The organism is Streptomyces sp. NBC_01549, assembly GCF_026339955.1.
Taxonomy (GTDB): domain Bacteria; phylum Actinomycetota; class Actinomycetes; order Streptomycetales; family Streptomycetaceae; genus Streptomyces.
This window is the reverse complement of sequence record NZ_JAPEPW010000002.1, coordinates 2,331,932-2,351,217: the sequence shown is the minus strand read 5'-3', so window position 1 is coordinate 2,351,217 and position 19,286 is coordinate 2,331,932. Positions and strand designations below refer to the sequence as shown.

Here is a 19,286-nt window from a genome sequence, read left to right as displayed (position 1 = left end):
AGGTGTCCGCATGGCTCGTTAGCGTGCACACCATGACGACGAAGACGAGCGGCGGCGGCCACCCCGCCGCACCCGCTCCCGGACCTGCACCCGCACCGGGACCGGTACCGGCACTCGCACCCGTGCTCGACCCCCGCGCCCTCAACCGCGCGACCCTCGCCCGTCAGCTCCTCCTGCGCCGGTCCGCCGGTCGCAGTGCCACGGACGCCGTCCGGCACCTCGTAGGTCTTCAGGCGCAGAACGTGAAGCCGCCGTACTACGCTCTCGCCGCCCGGCTGGAGGGCTTTCGGCCCGAGGAGCTGTCGACGGCCATGGAGGACAGGGCCGTTGTCCGCATCGTGACCCTGCGCTCCACCATCCACACCCACACCGCCGACGACGCCCTCACCCTGCGACCGCTGGTGCAGGGAGCCCGCGACCGGGAGTTGAACCACTTCCGCAAGGGGCTCGCGGGGGTCGACCTCGACCGGCTCGCCGCGATCAGCAGGGAGCTGGTGGAGGCCGAGCCGCGCACGATGAAGCAGCTGCGCGAGGAACTGCTCGTCCACTGGCCGGACGCCGACCCGTTCGCGCTCTCGGTCGCCGCCCGCTGCCGGCTGCCGCTCGTGCAGGTCACCCCGCGCGGCCTGTGGGGCCGAAGCGGCCAGGTCGCGCTCACCACCGCCGAACACTGGCTGGGCCGGCCCACCGAGCCGTCCCCCGGCCCCGACGCGGCCGTGCTGCGCTACCTCGCCGCCTTCGGGCCCGCCTCCGTCAAGGACATGCAGACCTGGGCGGGGCTGACCCGGCTGCGCGAGGCCTTCGAACGCCTCCGACCGCGGCTTCTCACCTTCCGCGACGCGAACGGTGTCGAGCTCTTCGACCTGCCCGACGCGCCCCGCCCCGACGCCGACATCCCGGCCCCACCCCGCTTCCTGCCGGAGTTCGACAACCTGCTCCTCTCGCACGCCGACCGCTCCCGAGTGGTGCCCGCCGACCTCAAGGGGCGTACCTGGGCGGGCAATCAGGCGTACTGCACGCTGCTCGTCGACGGATTCCTGGCAGGCCTGTGGCGGCAGGAGGGGGAGGTGCTCACCATCGAGACCTTCGGTCGGCTCACGAAGGCCCAGCGGGACGAGGTGATGGAGGAGGCCGAGAGGCTGCTCCGGACGGTGTCCGGGACGTCGACGTCGTACGACATCCGCTTCGGGACCGTGGCCGCGTAAGTCACGTCACCGCAGGACTCAGTCTGCGCGACCCGTCACCGCCACCGTCACCCCGAGCCCGATCAGGGTGCAGCCGCCCGCACCCCCGATCAGCGACAGCCGACGGTCCGAGCTGGCGAACCAGGAGCGGGCCGCGGACGCCGTCAGCCCCCACAACGTGTCGGTGACCAGCCCGATGGAGATCGGGATCAGACCCAGCGTCAGCATCTGCGCGGGGACCCGCCCCGCCGAGTGGTCCACGAACTGCGGCAGCACGGCCGCGAAGAAGACCAGACCCTTGGGGTTGGTGAGGCCCACGAGGGCGCCGTCCAGGACGGTCCGCAGATCGCCGCGCGCCGCGGTCTCCGGGGCCTGCCGCAGCGCCGAGGCCTTCATCTCCTTGCGGTGCCGGAACGCCCGCACCCCCAGCAGGACCAGATACGCGGCACCCGCCAGCTTCACCACCAGGAAGACGGTCAGCGAACGCTCGACCAGCGAGCCGATCCCGAACGCGACGGCGGCCACCAGCAGATACGAGCCGACGACATTGCCGAGCGCCGTCATCACCGCCGTGCGCCGACCGTGCGCGAGCGCCCGCCCGATCACGAAGAGCACACTCGGCCCAGGAACCACGATCACCAGCAGCGACATCGCGGCGAAGGCCAGGAACCGGTCTGTGGACACCATGTCCATCACCCCCCAACGGTCGCCATTCAAACAGGGGGCCTACGGTCCCGACACGGAACGGCGGCAACTCGTCCACGAGGTGCCGGCGGGCAGTTGGGGCAGTGTGGGGAAGCTGACCGCCGACAAGTAAGGGGGAAGAACGGGGGAGGAAATGGATAGGGGGCGTTGCGGGCCGCTCGTGGAGGCTCGCAACGCCCCCTGGCTTTCACCTGAGGGATGCTCAGGAGACCGAGGGAGCTCGCGACGCCGGTGGCTGACGAACAGTCACTGGAGTCCGGTGAACGATGATTACGAGTTGATCTGCGTCTTCACCAGGTTCGAGAAGGTCGTCAGGCGGGTGTAGACACCCGGGTGGCCGGCCTCCGCGCAGCCCTCGCCCCAGGACGTGATGCCCGCCAGGACGCCGCCGATGAGCAGCGGGCCGCCGCTGTCGCCCTGGCAGGTGTCGACGCCGCCGGAGGTGTATCCGGCGCAGACCATGTCGTTGGCGACGAATTCGGAACCGTAGGAGCCGGCGCAGCTGGTGTTGGACACGATCGGGACGGTCGCGGTGCGCAGCTGGTTGGAGGAGCTGCCGTTCTCCGAGGTGGTGCCCCAGCCGATGATGCGGGCGGTGGCGCCCGTCGCGTACACGCCGGTGTCCGTGGAGGCGACGTACGACGCCGGGGTGTACGACATCGACGTCGACAGAGTCAGTACGGCCACGTCGTCGCCGTTGGTGGCGTCGGTGTAGTCGGGGTTGATCCAGATCTTGCTGACCTTGCTGACGGTGCCGTTCGTGCCGTTGAGGTACGTTCTGCCGCCGACGACGCGGACGCTGCTCGTGGTCTCGCCGACCATGCAGTGGGCAGCGGTGACGACCTTGTTGGCCGCGACCAGGGTGCCACCGCAGAACTGGCTCTGCGAGGCGTCGGTGATCTGCATCATGAACGGGTACGCGGTGGTGGTGGTCGTCGTGCCGCCGACGATCGGCTGGGGGGCGGCGACGGCGCCGGGTGCACACAGGAGAGCGGTCGCGGCGGCGGCAGCGGTCGCCGTACAGAGGGCGGCGGTCTTCTTGGCGCGATTGAGCCCGAACATGGATCTCCTCAGAAGTTGCCGGTGGGGGGACGCGCGGGTGTGGGGGGTGAGGCACGGCGACTGTGGGCTGACGCCGTATGCCCGAGCGAGCGGCACGACGCTCACGCTAGAAGGCGGAACGTTCGGCATCCAAGAGGGGAAGCCCCTAGGCGAGTTGCGGGAGGGAAAACCCTTGCTCGACGTACGCGGGGTTTAGGACCTGTCCGGCCGATCACGGTGGAGGGAAGCAGCGGCACCTCGTCTCCGCCGTGATCGGCCGGACAGGTCCTAGCCGCCGAACCTTCGGCTGCGGGTGAGCGTGGACTGGTCGCGCGGTTCCCCGCGCCTCTTCAGGGGCGCGGGACCCGTCGTCCCCCCGTGTCCGCACCGAAATTCACCCGCTCCGGCGCCCCGCAGCCAGCCGAACGATGTCCACCCGCGAGCGAATCCCCAGCTTCCGGTACACCCGCGTGAGCGTCGCCTCGACGGTCTTCACGCTGATGAACAGCCGCGCGGCGATCTCCCGATTGGTGGCGCCCTCCATGACCAGCGCCGCGACCTGACGCTCCGTCGCGGCGAGGCTGTCGAGCGCGGCGGGGGCCAACGGCGTCGTGGCCGTCGCCGCCGGACCGGTCGCGCTCGCGGACTCCACCTGCCGCAGCCACGGCAGCGCCCGGCAGCGGCGGAACAGCCGAGTCGCCTCGTCGTAGGAGGTCGGCCCCGGCCGGTGGGTACGCAGCCCCGCGAGGGCGTACGCGGCCCGGGCCTCCTCCAGGCCGTAGCCCAGCTTGCCCAGCCGGTCCTGAGCGGCCGTCAGCTGACGTATCGCGGGCCCCTGTTCGCCGCGCGCGGCCCGCACCAGCGCCTCCGCCCGGTCGAGCACGGCGAGCACGCTCTCCCGCCCGAGCCGCAGCGCCCGCGCCCGCGTGGCGTCGATGACGTCCTGCGCCTCGACCGGCTCACCGATCCGCACCAGGGCCTCGGCGAGGTCGCCGTGCCAGCGCCCCCGGGCCGGGTCCGTGACCCCGAGCCGCTCCTCCAGCTCCCGTACCCGGCGCAGGGACTGCACCACCGCGAGCGAGTCCCCCGCCACCAGTTGGGCGTGCCCGAGGGCGCCCAGGGCACGCGAGAGATAGACCAGGTCGCCGTCCTCCTCGGCGCGGTCCACGGCCTCCCGGGCCAGCGCCAGCGCCCGGTCGACATCGCCGCCCGCGGCCTCGGCGAGCGAGGTGAACATGGCGGTGGCCGCCTCGCCGATCCCCGTGTCGCGGGCCAGCCGCAGGCTCTCCCGGGCCAGGTCGAGCGCCCGCCCGCAGTGCCCGGAGCGCAGTTCGGTCTCGGCGAGCCCGCGCAGGAAGTGCACCTCGCTCTCGACCATCCCGCGCCGCCGCACCTCACGCAGCAGCGCGGTGATCGTGGTGCGGGCCTCGGCGAGCTGGTCGCCCATGATCAGCCAGCGGAAGCGGGCGGCGCCGGCGCCGTTGTGGTCGCAGGCCACCCGGGGGTCCTGCGGCTCGCGCATCGCCCGCTGGATGGTGGCGGGCGCGTCCGCGTGGCCCATCAGGGTCTCCATCTGGGCCTGGAAGCCCAGCGCGAGGAGTTCGGTGGGCCGGTCCCCGGCGCGGGCGGCGAGCTGCGCGGCGATCGCGGCCTCCTCGCGGGCCTTGGCCATCTCGCCCTCCATCAGCAGGGCCCGCCAGGCGAGTTGGTAGCGCACGAGCGCGAGCAGCCGAGGGTCCTCGCCCGCGTCCGCGAGGGCCTGCGGGAAGACCGCGTCTATCTCGGCCATGGCATGTCCCGCCGCGTCGATCACGACCATCCAGGCGCGGACGCGCTCCGCGGGCGCGGTCACCCGGCGGAGTACCTCGCGGGCGATGTCCCGCGCGAGGTCCGACTCCCCGGCGGTCAGCGCGTCCTCGGCGGCCTGCAAGCGCCGCTCGTCCGGGCCGGGCACGGTCTCCGGGGGAGTGTGCCGGGCCGCCAGCAGTCCGAGCCCGGCGGCGACCGAGGGCGCACCCCGGTCCCTGGCCGCGGCGGCGGCCTCGCCGAGCCGGGCGGCGACTTGCGGATCGGTACCGGTGGTAGCCAGGGCGAGATGCCGGGCCCGTTCGATGGGGTCGGAGGCCGCGGTGGAGAGCGCGGCATGGGCGGCGCGCCGATCCTGGGCGCTCGCCTCCGCGTACAGGGCGGCCGAGATCATCGGATGCGCGAACCGGATGCCCGGTGTCTCGCGCTCGGTAGCCAGCAGCCCGAGCGAGGCGGCGTGCGCGGTCTCCGCCTCGGCGTTCTCGCGCCCGGCGGCGTGCAGCAGCGCCAGCGTGGGGCGGGCGCCCGCGCTCGCGACGAGCAGGGTGCGCCGGGCCTCGGCGGAGAGCATCTCCAGACGGCTGAGGACGAGCGCGCGCAACGAGGTCGGCACGGGCAGCGGTTCGCCGGGGCTCGGCCGGGCGGGATTCTCGGCGAGCGCGCGGCCGAGCTCCAGCGCGAAGAGCGGGTTGCCGCCGCTGGTGCGGTGGATGTCGCGGACGGTCGTGCGGGGCAGGCCGGTGTAGCCGCGGTGGCCGAGGAGTTCGGCGACCTGCGCGCGGGAGAGCGGGTTGAGCCGCACGGCGAGGGTGTCCGGCGGGGACGCGCGTAGATAGCGGTCGTGCTGTTGGTCCCGTGGCTCGGTGTCGGTGCGCACCGCGCACAGCATCCGCACAGGCATCTCGCCGAGCCTGCGGGCGGCGAAGCCGAGCAGTTCGGCGCTGGCCGGATCCAGCCACTGGAGGTCGTCGGCGACGATCAGGACCGGGCCCTGGGCGGCCAGGGCCCGGAGCACGGAGAGGACCGCCAGGCGCAGGGCGAGGCCGTCCCGTTGCAGGGTCGATTCCCCGCGGCCGGTGAGGGCCGATTCCAGGGCGGTGCGCTGCGGGGCGGGCAGCCGGTCGGAGACCTCGTCCACCACCAGGCCGAGGAGGTCGGCCAGGGCGAGGAAGGGCAGATGGGATTCGGACTCGGTCGCCGAGCAACGCAACACGGTGCGTGCCGATTCGGCGCATTCCGCGGCCAACGCACGCAGGACGGTGGACTTTCCTATTCCCGCGGGGCCGTGCACCAGCACACTGCCTCCGCCGGAGAGCTGCTCGCGCGCGCCGGCGAAGAGCTCCTCCCGGCCGATGACCAGGTCGGGGCGGGGTCTCGCAGGCTCCTTGAAGTCCCCTCGCACGGTCACCGCTCCCCTCGCATGTCGTGTCCGAGCCAATATTAGGCAACGACTCTTTGAATTTCGGAGTCTCCGGGTGGTGAGGGAAATAACAGGGCGTTCGCATGGGGTATTTCAGTGCGCCCCCGCTTGAATGAAAAGCGCCAGGTGGGGGCCGCGGAGCGGCCGACATCGGGGGCCGCGAAGCGGTCAAAAGGGGCGGTCGGGTGGGAAATCGTCGCGGGGCGACGGAGAAAAGGCCGCAGAGCGGCCGAAGCCGAGGCAGTCGGAATGCTACGGCAGCAATCCGGCACGCCGCGCGGCGACCACCGCCTCCAGCCGAGTGTGCGCACCGAGCTTCCGCATGGCCGAGCACAGATACCCCTTGACCGTCTCCGGCCGCAGCCCCAATCGCTCGGCGGCACCCCCGTTGGTGGCCCCGGCCGCGACGCAGGCGAGAACGTCCACCTCGCGCGGGGCGAGGCCGACGCGAGGCGACCGGGCGTCGGACGCCGCCGCACCGGCCAGCCGCCCGCACGCTTCGAGCAGTTCGGCCCGCAGCGCCGGGTCGACGATGCGCGGCGCCAGCGCCCGCAGCGCCCCGTGCGCCTCGCGGACCTCTTCCCACGCGGGGCTCCCGGCCGCCGGTTCGGGCTCCCGGGTGACGCTCAGCAGCCCCTGCGCCTCGTCCCGTACGACCAGCGCCTGCTCCACGTCCCGGGCCGCCGCCATCGCCGCGCCGAGTGTGCGGTCACCCAGGGGCTGGGCCGTCCGTAGGGCGCCGTACAACACCCCGCGCACCCGGCGGCGTACGACGACGGGTACGGCGATCACGGAGCACAGGCCCTCCGTGGCGACCGCCACGTCGTACTCGTGGCTGATCTGCCGTGAGGTGGAGTAGTCCGTCACCGCGCAGGGCCGGGCCAGCGCGACCGCCTTGCCGCCCAGGCCGTTGCCGGAGGACACGGCGAGGGCGCTGAGCGCGGGCGTCGCCGTACCGCTGAGTTCGCTGCACACGGGCCGCTTTAACTCGATCGTGTGATGGTCGGCTCGCGGGCTTGTGGCGCCTTGAGCCGATCGGGTTAACGTGATCGTGCGATCTGGGACGCCGGGCGTGGTGTCGGCGTGCGGGGCCCCTGCTCCACCGGAGTGATGGTTCAGGGCCTCTCCGTCGCCTCTGGCCGTGCTCAAATGCCAGGTCGCGCAGGGAACTGGCCTCCCGAGACCGGACCACGCACAGGATGCGTGTCGCCGCCCCGGGGTTGAGTACGCCGGGAACCAGTGCGCCCAAGACCGTTCGGGGTGTGCGGCTGAGTGGGCTCACACCCGCTCAATCCACAGGAACGGTGGTGAGACCTCCATCACGGAGTACACGATGCTAGGGCCTGTGTCGGAGGTGGTGCCCTCCGCCAGGAGGGTGCCACCTCCGACACAGGCCCTAGGTGGTGTGCGGCAACGAGGAGGACACATGACGGTGACGAACGGCGCGACGGACGAGTTCCGCGCCGCGCGGGACTTCCTGCTGGAGCACCGTGCGGACTACGCCACGGCGTACGAGGGCTTCGAGTGGCCCCGCCCGGAGTCCTTCAACTGGGCGCTCGACTGGTTCGACGTCATCGCACAGGGCAACGACCGCACCGCCCTGCACATCGTCGAGGAGGACGGCGAGCGCGCCGAGTTCTCCTTCGCCGCGCTCTCCGAGCGCTCGAACCGGGTCGCCAACTGGCTGCGCGCGCAAGGCGTATGCGCCGAGGACCGTGTCCTGGTCATGCTCGGCAACCAGGTCGAGTTGTGGGAGACGGCCCTCGCCGCGATGAAGCTGCGCGCCGTGGTCATCCCCGCGACCACCCTGCTGGGCCCCGCCGACCTGCGCGACCGTGTCGAGCGCGGCCGCGTCCGGCATGTGGTCGTGCGCGCCGAGGACGCGGAGAAGTTCGACGAGGTGCCCGGTCGCTACACCCGGATCACGGTGGGGGGAGCGCGGCCCGGCTGGCAGTCGTACGAGGAGGCGTACGCCGCCGACGCGAACTTCGAACCCGAGGGTGTCACCCACGCGGACGACCCCCTGATGCTCTACTTCACCTCCGGCACCACCGCCCACCCCAAGCTCGTCGAGCACACCCACACCTCCTACCCGATCGGTCATCTGGCGACGATGTACTGGATCGGGCTCGAGCCCGGCGACGTGCATCTGAACATCTCCTCGCCCGGCTGGGCCAAGCACGCCTGGTCCAACCTCTTCGCGCCCTGGAACGCGGAGGCGACCGTCTTCCTCTACAACTACACGCGCTTCGACGCGGGTCGGCTGATGGCGGAGATGGACCGGGCGGGCGTCACCACCTTCTGCGCCCCGCCCACGGTGTGGCGGATGCTCATCCAGGCCGATCTCACGCAGCTGCGCACCCCGCCGCGCGAGGCCGTCGCCGCCGGTGAGCCGCTGAACCCGGAGGTCATCGAGCAGGTGCGGCGCGCCTGGGGCGTCACCATCCGGGACGGCTTCGGACAGACCGAGACGGCCGTCCAGGTCTCCAACAGCCCCGGCCAGCAGCTCAAGACGGGCTCCATGGGACGGCCCAGCCCCGGCTTCCGCGTCGAACTCCTCGACCCGGTCTCGGGCGCGCCCGGGGCGGCGGAGGGGGAGATCGCGCTCGATCTGTCGGCGCGGCCGGTGGGCGTGATGACCGGCTACCACGGCGACGCCGACCGTACGGCGGAGGCGATGGCGGGCGGCTACTACCGCACCGGTGACATCGGCGCCCGGGACGAGGACGGATACATCACCTACGTCGGCCGCGCCGACGACGTGTTCAAGGCCTCCGACTACAAGATCTCGCCCTTCGAGCTGGAGAGCGCCCTGCTGGAGCACGAGGCGGTGGCGGAGGCGGCCGTCGTCCCGGCCCCCGACGAGCTGCGGCTCGCCGTCCCCAAGGCGTACGTCGTCCTCGCGGCGGGGCACGAACCCGGCCCCGACCTGGCGAAGGTGCTCTTCGAACACTCGCGCACGGTGCTCGCGCCGTACAAGCGCATCCGCCGTCTGGAGTTCGGCACACTTCCCAAGACCATCTCCGGCAAGATCCGCCGGATCGAGCTGCGCGAGGCCACGGCCGCGGGCTCGGACGCCGAGTACCGCGAGGAGGACTTCCGGTGAGCGCACTCTCCTACACGCACGGGACCGGTGCGACGACCCTGCTCGGCGACACCATCGGGGCCAACCTGGACCGGGCGGTCGCGGCCTGGCCGGACCGGGAGGCGCTCGTCGACGTGCCGTCCGGGCGGCGCTGGACGTACGCCCGGTTCTCCGCGGACGTCGACGAGCTGGCGTACGCGCTGCTGGCCACCGGCATCGCCCGGGGCGACCGGGTGGGCATCTGGGCGGTCAACTGCCCGGAGTGGGTGCTCGTCCAGTACGCCACCGCCCGCATCGGCGCGGTCATGGTGAACATCAACCCCGCCTATCGCACCCATGAGGTCGAGTACGTCCTCCAGCAGGCCGGCATCTCGCTGCTCTTCGCCTCCCTGAGCCACAAGACCAGCGACTACCGGGCGATGGTCGAGGAAGTGCGCGGCAGATGCCCGCAGTTGCGGGAGGCCGTCTACATCGGCGACCCGAGCTGGGACGCCCTGATCGGGCGCGGGACTCCCGGCCGGGCCGAGGAACTCCGTTCGCGCGCGGGCGAGTTGTCCTGCGACGACCCCATCAACATCCAGTACACCTCCGGCACGACGGGCTTCCCCAAAGGGGCGACCCTCTCCCACCACAACATTCTCAACAACGGCTATTTCGTGGGTGAGTTGATCGCCTACAGCGAGCAGGACCGGATCTGTCTCCCCGTGCCCTTCTACCACTGCTTCGGCATGGTGATGGGCAACCTCGCGGCGACCTCGCACGGCGCGTGCATGGTCATCCCCGCGCCCTCCTTCGATTCGGCGGCGACGCTGCGCGCGGTCCAGGACGAGCGCTGCACCTCGCTGTACGGCGTACCGACCATGTTCATCGCGGAGTTGAACCTCCCCGGCTTCGCGGCGTACGACCTGTCCTCACTGCGCACCGGCATCATGGCAGGCTCGCCGTGCCCGGTCGAGGTGATGAAACGGGTGGTCGCCGAGATGCACATGGCGGAGGTCTCCATCTGCTACGGCATGACCGAGACCTCCCCCGTGTCCCTGCAGACCCGCATGGACGACGACCTGGAGCACCGCACCGGCACCGTCGGCCGGGTGCTCCCGCACCTGGAGGTGAAGGTCGTCGACCCGGTGGACGGGGTGACGCAGCCGCGCGGCACCGCCGGAGAGCTGTGCACCCGCGGCTACAGCGTGATGCTCGGCTACTGGAACGAGTCCGAGAAGACCGCCGAGGCCATCGACGCGGGGCGCTGGATGCACACGGGCGACCTCGCCGTGATGCGTGAGGACGGGTATGTCGAGATCGTCGGCCGCATCAAGGACATGATCATCCGCGGTGGCGAGAACATCTACCCGCGCGAGATCGAGGAGTTCCTCTACGCCCACCCGAAGATCGCCGACGTCCAGGTGGTCGGGGTGCCCCATGAGCGCTACGGCGAGGAGGTGCTGGCCTGTGTCATCCCGCGCGACCCGGCCGACCCCCTGACGCTGGAGGAACTGCGGGCCTTCTGCGAGGGCCGGTTGGCCCACTACAAGGTACCCAGCCGCCTTCAGGTCCTGGAGTCCTTCCCGATGACGGTGTCGGGGAAGGTCCGCAAGATCGAACTGCGGCAGACGTACGCCGAGTAGGGCCTGTCCGGGCCGGGGTTCAGGCGCCGGTGGCGACCAGTTCGTCGGCGTGGGTGTTCACCGGCTGGGGAGTGCCCGTGAGGTCGAGGACGAAGAGGGGGATCCCGAGGGCGTCGGCGCGGCGGCGGGCGCCCTCCGCGTAGCCGGCCAGGGAGAAGTAGACGCAGCCCGTGGACTCCGACATGGCCGTCAGCCACAGGCACTCCACATCGCGCAGTGAGGCCGGGCGGACGGTGGGGTCCACCTGCGCCAGGATGCCCCGGGCGGTCAGTCCGATGCCCGAAGGGGGGCGCTGGTCCGCCCGGCGGATGTCGCGGTAGCCGAGCCACCGCAGATACAGCGCGGCCGCCGTCACGGCGTCCCGGGCGGTGCGGATCGTGACCGGCTGGAACACCGGGCGCGGTGGCGGGGTGGTGTGGGGCAGCGGGACGTGGTCGGGGATGAGGGGGCTTCCCGGCGTGGCGGGGGCGGGGGCGGTCCCTGCCGTACCGGGGGGCGGCGGCGCGGTCTCGGGTTCCGGGTCCGGCTCCAGGTCTGCGGGGACGCCGGTGCCCGGCGTGATCTCCGCGCGCAGGGGGCGCCGTGCCCCTCGTACCGGAATGCGCAGCATCGCTCCGCAGGGGCAGCCCAGTTCCGGATGGGGCCACTGGTCCGCGCGGCCGCAGGTGTCGCAGGGGACCGTGACCCAGTCCTCGTCCCAGGTGCGGTGGGTGACCGGGGCGGGATCGGCGAGGCGGTCGAGCGGGGGCGTGACGGGAGCGCCGCACACGCACGGGTACGACGGCGCGGCAAAGAGATGCTCGCGACGGCAGGCCGGACACCGCACCGGCACGCTCTCGGCCATGGCCCACTCCAGGACGTCACGTCGGGACAGCCCGTCCATCGTCCTCCAGACAGGGGGCCCGCGGCAGCGAAACGCTCCCACAACCCCCACCCTCCTCCCGGCGGATCCAGCCGGGTGCGCACCCTTGACGCTCTTCGGCACGCCACCTACATTAATTCCAGATAGTAGAAGTTTATTTCCGTAATGCGGAATCACTAGGAATCGCCGGCTCTCCGCGGGGCGCGACGGGAGCACGCATCCGACAGCCGAAGCAGGAGTACTCCATGGCTCGTATGACCGCTGCCCGCGCGGCAGTCGAGATCCTCAAGCGCGAGGGCGTCTGCAACGCGTTCGGCGTTCCGGGCGCGGCGATCAACCCCTTCTACGCGGCCCTCGAGGCCTCCGGGGGGATCAGCCACACCCTCGCCCGCCATGTCGAGGGCGCCTCGCACATGGCGGAGGGCTACACCCGTACCCACCCGGGCAACATCGGCGTCTGCGTCGGTACGTCGGGACCCGCCGGCACCGACATGATCACCGGCCTCTACTCCGCCCTCGGCGACTCGATCCCGATCCTGTGCATCACGGGCCAGGCGCCGACCGCCGTGATCCACAAAGAGGACTTCCAGGCCGTCGACATCGCCTCGATCGCGAAGCCGGTGACCAAGATGGCGGTCACCGTGCTGGAGGCGGCCCAGGTCCCCGGAGTCTTCCAGCAGGCCTTCCACCTCATGCGCTCCGGCCGTCCGGGTCCGGTCCTCATCGACCTGCCCGTCGACGTCCAGCTCACCGAGATCGAGTTCGACCCGGAGACGTACGAGCCGCTCCAGGCGTACAAGCCCGCCGCCACCCGTGCCCAGATCGAGAAGGCGATCGGGTTGCTGAACGGGTCCGAGCGGCCGCTGATCGTCGCCGGTGGCGGCGTCATCAACGCCGACGCATGTGAACTCCTCGTGGAATTCGCCGAGTTGACGGGCGTCCCGGTCGTCCCGACGCTGATGGGCTGGGGCGTCCTGCCCGACGACCACGAGCTGAACGCCGGCATGGTGGGCCTGCAGACCTCGCACCGCTACGGCAACGCGACCTTCCTGGAGTCCGACTTCGTCCTCGGCATCGGCAACCGCTGGGCCAACCGCCACACCGGCAGGCTGGACGTGTACACGGCGGGCCGCACCTTCGTCCACGTCGACATCGAGCCCACCCAGATCGGCAAGATCTTCGCCCCGGACTACGGCATCGCCTCCGACGCGAAGGCCGCGCTCGAACTGTTCGTCCAGGTGGCGAAGGAACTCAGGGCCGAGGGCCGGCTGCCGGACCGTTCCGCGTGGGCCGCCTCCGCCCAGGAGCGCAGGGCGACCCTCCAGCGCCGTACGCACTTCGACGACATCCCGATCAAGCCGCAGCGCGTCTACGAGGAGATGAACAAGGCCTTCGGCCCGGAGACCCGGTACGTCTCCACCATCGGCCTCTCGCAGATCGCGGGCGCCCAGATGCTGCACGTGTACCAGCCCCGGCACTGGATCAACTGCGGCCAGGCGGGTCCGCTCGGCTGGACGATCCCGGCCGCGCTGGGTGTCGCCAAGGCCGACCCGGAGGCCGTTGTCGTCGCACTCTCCGGGGACTACGACTTCCAGTTCATGATCGAGGAACTGGCCGTCGGCGCCCAGCACCGGATCCCGTACGTCCATGTCCTGGTCAACAACTCCTACCTGGGCCTGATCCGCCAGGCGCAGCGGGCCTTCGACATCGACTTCCAGGTCAAGCTGGAGTTCGAGAACATCAACTCGCCCGAGCTCGGCGTCTACGGCGTCGACCACGTCAAGGTCGTCGAGGGCCTCGGTTGCAAGGCGATCCGCGTCACCGACCCGGCCGAGCTGGGCGCCGCCTTCGAACAGGCCAAGAAGCTCGCCGCCGAGTACCGGGTGCCGGTCGTCGTCGAGGCGATCCTGGAGCGCGTCACCAACATCTCGATGTCCACGACGAACGACATCGGCAACGTCGTGGAGTTCGAGGAGATCGCGACCGAGCCGGGCCACGCGCCCACGTCCATCAGGACGCTGAAGGTCTGAGGTACGCATCCATCACGTACCAGGGGCGGTTCACCGTTCGGGTGAGCCGCCCCCGTGTGTTCCCCCGTGATGTTCCCCCGTGTCCCCGTTATGGGGCCCGCCGCCCCCGTGCCGGCGGGCCCCGTGTGCCGAGAATGTTCCCGTCACCGGGGTGAGTTGAAGCCCCTGGGACCGTGTTCAGAGCTGGATTTGAGGATTGCGTAGCCGGCGTACGTCCACTGGAGTACGTGTCCGAGGCGTGTTCTCAGTCCTCCGGGAGCTCGAGCTCCTCGAATCCCGGCCAGTGGTCGGGGCCGCCGCCCTGCCAGTCGATGATGTCGGTCTTGTCGACCTCGATCTCGTCCAGGTCGACCTCGGCCCGTCGCAGGATCTCGACGACGTCGTCGAGGTGGTAGGCGACACCGAGCGTCTCGTCCCCCGTGGTGACTCTTCGCGAGCCGTCCAGAGCCGGGGCGTGCACGACGATGGTGGGATAGTCCATGCCTTCAGGCTGCTGTGCTCGGGCCTACTCCGCACCCTGGGGGGCACGCCGAGGCGCCGGGTACGGAGTCCGTACCCGGCGCCTCGCCCGGTGTGTGACGGGGACCGCGGCGGCCGCGACGGAACCGGGGCCGGCCTTCCCTCAGGTCGAGAAGGGGGTCCCGGGACCTTCACCACCGCACTGGCTCGCATCCGCCGCGGTCCTCGTCGTGCCCGCGGGGCACCGGCGACCACCCTCATCCGGGTCGCTCGGGTTTTCGCGGGCCGAGCGTCACCGGGCCGACCTCCTGTCTGGCCCGGTGACGCCGTCCGGGGGGCGGTCTTCGCGCAGGGCGCGGACCGCTTCCGCGTTGCCCAGGGCGTCAACAGTTCGTTGAAGTGGGTTCCGGGCGGTGCCACCGCTTGGGCGCGACAGGACAGGTGTCAGCGACGACACCGCCCGGAAGTCTCAGAGCTGCGCTGAGCGGGTGGGCTTGCGCCCGATGTGACCGTGCCGCGTTCCCTGTTTCAGAGCTGGGCGCCTGAGAGGCGGTCCACGGAGCGCAGTAGGGCCGAGTGGTCCAGGCCGCCGTCGCCCTGGGCGCGCAGTGAGGCGACGAGTTGGGCGACCAGGGAGCCCACCGGCAGTGCGGCGCCGACCGTGCGGGCGGCGTCCGTGACGATGCCCATGTCCTTGTGGTGCAGGTCGATGCGGAAGCCCGGCTTGAAGTCGCGGTTCAGGAAGTTGTCCTTCTTCCGCGTCAGCACGGTGGAGCCGGCGAGGCCGCCGCCCAGGACGTCGAGCGCGGCCTTCAGGTCCACGCCGGACTTCTCAAGGAAGACGACGGCCTCGGCGCACGCCTGGATGTTCACGGCGACGATCAACTGGTTCGCGGCCTTCACGGTCTGGCCGGAGCCTTGCGGACCGCAGAGGACGATGGTCCTGCCGAGCGCCTCGAAGATCGGCCCGGCCTCGTCGAAGTCGGCCTGCTCGCCGCCGACCATGATCGACAGCACGGCCTCGATCGCCCCGGCCTCACCGCCGGACACGGGGGCGTCCAGAACCCGGATCCCCTTCGCGGCGGCCGCCTTCGCGAGGTCCACGGAGGTCTGGGGGGTGATCGACGACATGTCGATCAGCAGCGCGCCGGACCTCACGTTCTCCAGGATGCCGTCGGGGCCGTACGCGATGGCCTCGACCTGCGGGGAGGCGGGCACCATCGTGATCACCACGTTGGCGTCCCGCACGGCTTCGGCGATCGAACCGGCGGCCGTACCGCCCGCCGCGGCCAGGCGCTCCAGCTTGTCCTGCTCCAGCGTGAAGCCGGTGACGTCGTACCCGGCCTTGACCAGGTTCTCCGACATGGGGGAGCCCATGATGCCGAGGCCGATCCACGCGATCGAGGGGCGGGTCGGGTGGGAGGAGTCTGCGGGGGTGCTGCTCATCAGGGTGCCTCTCTGACTGCTGTGATACGTCTGCTGCGATACGCCGATGAGTTGCCGCTCAGCGAGCGGCTCGGGCCTCGGTGGGCAGCCAGTCGAAGGCCTCCGCGCTCGGACGCTCGCCCGGCTTGTACTCCAGGCCGACCCAGCCCTCGTAACCGGCCTTCCTCAGCCGGCCGAGCAGCTCTTCCAGGGGGAGGGTCCCGGTGCCCGGGGCGCCGCGGCCGGGGTTGTCGGCGATCTGCACGTGGCCGGTCTTCGCGGCGTACCGCTCGATCACCGACGGCAGGTCCTCGCCGTTCATGGACAGGTGGTACAGGTCCATGAGGAACCTGGCATTGCCGAGGCCGGTCGCCTCGTTGACCCTGTCGACGACGGCGATTCCCGCCGGGGCGCTCACCAGGGGATAGAGCGGTGACTCGGGCCTGTTGAGGGTCTCGATCAGGAGGATCGCGCCGATCCGGTCGGCGGCCCGGGCCGCGAGGACCAGGTTCTCCAGCGCGAGCGCGTCCTGCTCGGCCGGGTCCACGCCCTCGACGCGGTTGCCGTACAGGGCGTTGAGGGCCTTGCAGTTCACTGACCGCGCGAAGTCGGCCACCACGTCGATGTTGGCGCGGAACCTCTCCGACTCCGCGCCGGGGATCGACAGTGCGCCCCGGTCGGGTCCGGGCAGTTGTCCGGCGTAGAAGTTCAGCCCCGTGAGCTGGACGCCCGCGTCCTCGATCGCCTTCTTCAGGGCGTCGAGTTCGGACCGCTCGGGGGTGGGGGAGTCGACCCAGGGCCACCACAGCTCGACCGCGGTGAAGCCCGCCGCGGCGGCTGCCGCGGGGCGCTCCAGGAGCGGGAGCTCCGTGAAGAGGATCGACAGGTTGACGTTGAAGCGCTGATCGGAGGCTGTGCCCCATTCAGAACCCGGCATGTGGCTCGGCGCTCCCTTCCGTATCGAGACCACTTTGAATTCCACATTGCGGAAGTTGATTTCTGCTTAATGGAAGACTGCCGTCGGGCGTCGAGGCTTGTCAAGAGGGGGTTGCCGGAAAAGCGACACCGCGCAGCAGGTTGAGCGCGTGCGATTGAGGGCGGAGTCCTGCTGGTCTGCCCGCGGGCACGCTGCTCGTGAACTCCGTACCCGACAACACGAACACCTACGGTTCATGCGGTTCGACCGGCACCGACGACGGGAGCTTCGCGTTCACGTTCAACTCCAACGGCACGTCCGGTCCCGGTCTCGGGCAGTACGAGGCGAAGGGGGACCTGTACCAGATAGGCGGCGGATACGGCGGCCACTTCTGGTACGCCCACACCCGTAATGAAGCCCACCTCGGGGACGGGGTCGACTCCAACGGGAACAAGGTCGACGGGCTCATGACGGTCAAGGGGACGTGGACCCTCGGCCAGAACCTGGACGGCTGGGCCCGGGTGTTCGTGCAGGTGCCCGACACCGGCGCCCATACCCAGCAGGCCCACTACGTCATCCACGGCGTGGAAGGCGGCGACCGGGATCGTTATCTCAACACCCACTACGGCGCGAACACCTGGGCCGAGCTCGGCGTCTATCACTTCACCGGGACGCCCCAGGTGGAGCTGTCGAACACCGCCGACGACGGCATCGGCGACGATGACGTGGCGTTCACCTCGGTCGCCTTCCAGAAGCTCCCGGGCAAGCCGCAGCACATGGTCGTCGCCATGGGCGACTCCTACACCTCGGGCGAGGGCTCGGGGGACTACTCCAGCGAGTCCGACACCTCCCACGGCACCACCGGGTGGAACGCCTGCCGACGCGGCGCCAACGGCTGGAGCCGCAAGCTCCTCCTGCCGTTCCAGGCCACATCCCTCGGTGACCTCTCCGACGCCCACTCCACGGTCGCCGACCTGCAGAACGTCAGTTGCTCCGGCGCGTCCACCTGGAACGTGCGGGGCAAGGACATCACGCAGAACGACGCGGACGTGCACCCCTCCGCCTGGGACGACCCGAGCAAGCCGCAGACGCAGGGCCAGTTCCACGAGATCGCACAGATCGACTCCGGCGTCCTCAGCGACGACACCACCTTGGTCATGCTCACCATCGGCGGCAACGACGGCGGCAACTTCACCGACGCCATCACCAAGTGCTATCTCGTCGGCGTGTGCGACAAGGACGACTACACGGCCAAGATGAACACGGCTGTCGACGCGACCGGGAGACTCCTCGACGAGATCAGCCAGAAGGCTCCCCACGCCCAGATCGTCCTCATGGGCTACCCTCACATCGTTGCCGATGATCCCTGTCTGACGGCCGACTTCGACACGCTGAACGCCCTCGCCGACGAGCTGCGGGACAAGCAGGCCGCCAAGGTCGCCGAGCTGAAGAACCAGGGGGTCAAGGTGGCGTTCGCCGACCCGATCAGCGCCTTCCACGGCCATGGCATCTGTGACAGCGACGAGTGGATCAACCGCATCGTGGCCGGACCGAACGGCGACGGCGACTATCACTCGGGCGATCCGGCCAATCCGATTCCGCGCATTCCGCTCACCGGTATCTGCGCCAGCCTGGAGTCGTTCCACCCCAAGGACCGGGGTACCACCGCCTACTCCGCGGTGATGGACCAGACCCTCGCCGACATCGGATACACGGGCAGCCAGTGATACGTACCTCCAGTTCCACGCCGGTCACGGGGCGGGGCGCCCGCGCCGTGACCGGCGGCTGCCTGGCCGCACTGGCCGCCTTGATCCTCGTCCTCGGAACCGTCCTCGCCTGGACGGCGTACGCGTTCCACCGGGCCGGCACCGGCAACGCGGACCGCCGTACGCAAGCACGGGCCGCGGTGGAGCAGCAGGCCCGGCAGGCCGCGTCGGTGACCGTCCGGGCGCTGACCGCGGCGCGGGCGTCCGTGAGCGGCACGGCCGCGCAGGACATCGTGCTGCGCGACGGGAGGGACCCCGGCCCCGGCCGGGGCACGGTGGCGTCGGACCTCGTATTCGACCGGGCCACGGGCAGACTGACCGCCGTCACACCGTTCTCCAGCGTGTACGAGGTGCGCCCCGCCCTGTGGGGAGCCGTCAGCACGGAGTCGGAGACCCGCTGCTACGCCCTGGTCTTCCGGCACGACACGGGCACCTGGCGGGCCGACGTCACCGCTCGCTCCGACGCGGACTGCGCCCGGCGGCAGCCGGTCACCGACGCGGCCCACGCCGCCCAGGACGCCCTGCGCACCCTCGTCCGACCGGCCGCCACCCGCTCGCAGGTCCAACAACTCCTCGCACCGGTCGGCAGCGCCGCCGACCACTATGCCTACGACGTGACCACCGTGACCCGCCGGGGTACCACCGTCACCGTCATCGCCCTCGTGCACGCCGCCGGACAGCAGCAGTGTTACCGGTTCGTCCGGGTCACCGATTCCCACGACAGCGACTCCGTCACCACGCTCCCCGTGGCCGCCGCGCACTGCGACGGCTGAGCGAGCGGCTTGGCCACGTGCGGGGCGGAGCGATGTCCTGGTCGGTTAGGGTCGCCTCGTGGCGGACGAAGCGGCTCCGTCCCAGAGAAATTGATCGGCCTGGGGTGCATCACGGCTGTGAAGCGGTCGACTGATGAATCCCCGTTGTGCCCTGATGTGCCCTGCGGTGGGTAATCCGGGTAAAAGTGC

14 protein-coding genes are annotated in these 19,286 nt (G+C 70.8%); 6 read left to right on the top strand and 8 right to left on the bottom strand.

From position 1 onward, the window contains the following. The first annotated feature begins 32 nt into the window (after positions 1-32). Positions 33-1,205 carry a winged helix DNA-binding domain-containing protein gene (locus OG819_RS45890; RefSeq protein WP_266655336.1) on the top strand — a complete coding sequence of 391 codons (1,173 nt, stop codon included), beginning with the start codon at positions 33-35 and terminating at the stop codon, positions 1,203-1,205. A gap of 18 nt (positions 1,206-1,223) precedes the next feature. Here OG819_RS45890 and OG819_RS45885 read toward each other — a convergent pair whose 3' ends face one another. From OG819_RS45885 to OG819_RS45870, 4 genes are all read right to left on the bottom strand, one after another. Then, positions 1,224-1,871, bottom strand: a complete 648-nt coding sequence (locus tag OG819_RS45885; RefSeq protein WP_266655334.1) for a LysE family translocator — start codon at positions 1,869-1,871, stop codon at positions 1,224-1,226. 288 nt (positions 1,872-2,159) lie between these two features. Further along, positions 2,160-2,951: a serine protease gene (locus OG819_RS45880; RefSeq protein ID WP_266655332.1), complete on the bottom strand. Its 792-nt coding sequence runs from the start codon at positions 2,949-2,951 to the stop codon at positions 2,160-2,162. Between the two features lie 373 nt (positions 2,952-3,324). Then, entirely contained in the window at positions 3,325-6,144 is a 2,820-nt protein-coding gene (locus OG819_RS45875) for an AAA family ATPase (protein WP_266655330.1), read from the bottom strand. Positions 6,145-6,408: 264 nt separating this feature from the next. Further along, positions 6,409-7,131 (bottom strand): LuxR C-terminal-related transcriptional regulator, encoded by a 723-nt coding sequence (locus OG819_RS45870; protein WP_266655329.1) that lies wholly within the window; start codon positions 7,129-7,131, stop codon positions 6,409-6,411. A 451-nt stretch (positions 7,132-7,582) separates the two neighbouring features. On the opposite strand from OG819_RS45870, the gene OG819_RS45865 reads away from it, so the two are divergent. Then, positions 7,583-9,262: an AMP-binding protein gene (locus OG819_RS45865; protein ID WP_266655327.1), complete on the top strand. Its 1,680-nt coding sequence runs from the start codon at positions 7,583-7,585 to the stop codon at positions 9,260-9,262. After that, positions 9,259-10,866 (top strand): AMP-binding protein, encoded by a 1,608-nt coding sequence (locus tag OG819_RS45860; RefSeq protein WP_266655325.1) that lies wholly within the window; start codon positions 9,259-9,261, stop codon positions 10,864-10,866. Before OG819_RS45865 ends, OG819_RS45860 begins: the two co-directional genes overlap by 4 nt. A 19-nt stretch (positions 10,867-10,885) precedes the next feature. Here OG819_RS45860 and OG819_RS45855 read toward each other — a convergent pair whose 3' ends face one another. Further along, complete coding sequence (locus OG819_RS45855; RefSeq protein WP_266634797.1) at positions 10,886-11,710, bottom strand: hypothetical protein; 825 nt, start codon at positions 11,708-11,710, stop codon at positions 10,886-10,888. A gap of 263 nt (positions 11,711-11,973) precedes the next feature. Between OG819_RS45855 and gcl the strand changes: the two genes are divergently transcribed. Further along, the gene (gene gcl / locus OG819_RS45850) at positions 11,974-13,758 is read left to right on the top strand and encodes a glyoxylate carboligase (protein WP_266630341.1); all 1,785 of its coding nucleotides are present in this window, start codon (positions 11,974-11,976) and stop codon (positions 13,756-13,758) included. A gap of 244 nt (positions 13,759-14,002) precedes the next feature. Here the strand turns inward: gcl and OG819_RS45845 are convergent, their stop codons facing one another. The 3 genes from OG819_RS45845 to OG819_RS45835 form a co-directional block, all read right to left on the bottom strand. After that, complete coding sequence (locus OG819_RS45845) at positions 14,003-14,239, bottom strand: hypothetical protein (RefSeq protein WP_266429076.1); 237 nt, start codon at positions 14,237-14,239, stop codon at positions 14,003-14,005. A gap of 506 nt (positions 14,240-14,745) precedes the next feature. Next, entirely contained in the window at positions 14,746-15,663 is a 918-nt protein-coding gene (locus OG819_RS45840) for a 2-hydroxy-3-oxopropionate reductase (protein WP_266655323.1), read from the bottom strand. A 58-nt stretch (positions 15,664-15,721) separates the two neighbouring features. Then, entirely contained in the window at positions 15,722-16,579 is an 858-nt protein-coding gene (locus OG819_RS45835; RefSeq protein WP_266630346.1) for a TIM barrel protein, read from the bottom strand. Between the two features lie 197 nt (positions 16,580-16,776). Between OG819_RS45835 and OG819_RS45830 the strand changes: the two genes are divergently transcribed. Together OG819_RS45830 and OG819_RS45825 are read left to right on the top strand one after the other, a co-directional pair. Further along, on the top strand, positions 16,777-18,285 hold the full coding sequence (locus OG819_RS45830) for an SGNH/GDSL hydrolase family protein (protein WP_266655321.1): 1,509 nt from the start codon (positions 16,777-16,779) through the stop codon (positions 18,283-18,285). Further along, positions 18,282-19,097 carry a hypothetical protein gene (locus OG819_RS45825; RefSeq protein ID WP_266655319.1) on the top strand — a complete coding sequence of 272 codons (816 nt, stop codon included), beginning with the start codon at positions 18,282-18,284 and terminating at the stop codon, positions 19,095-19,097. The genes OG819_RS45830 and OG819_RS45825 overlap by 4 nt, the downstream gene beginning before the upstream one ends. The last annotated feature ends 189 nt before the right edge of the window (positions 19,098-19,286 follow it).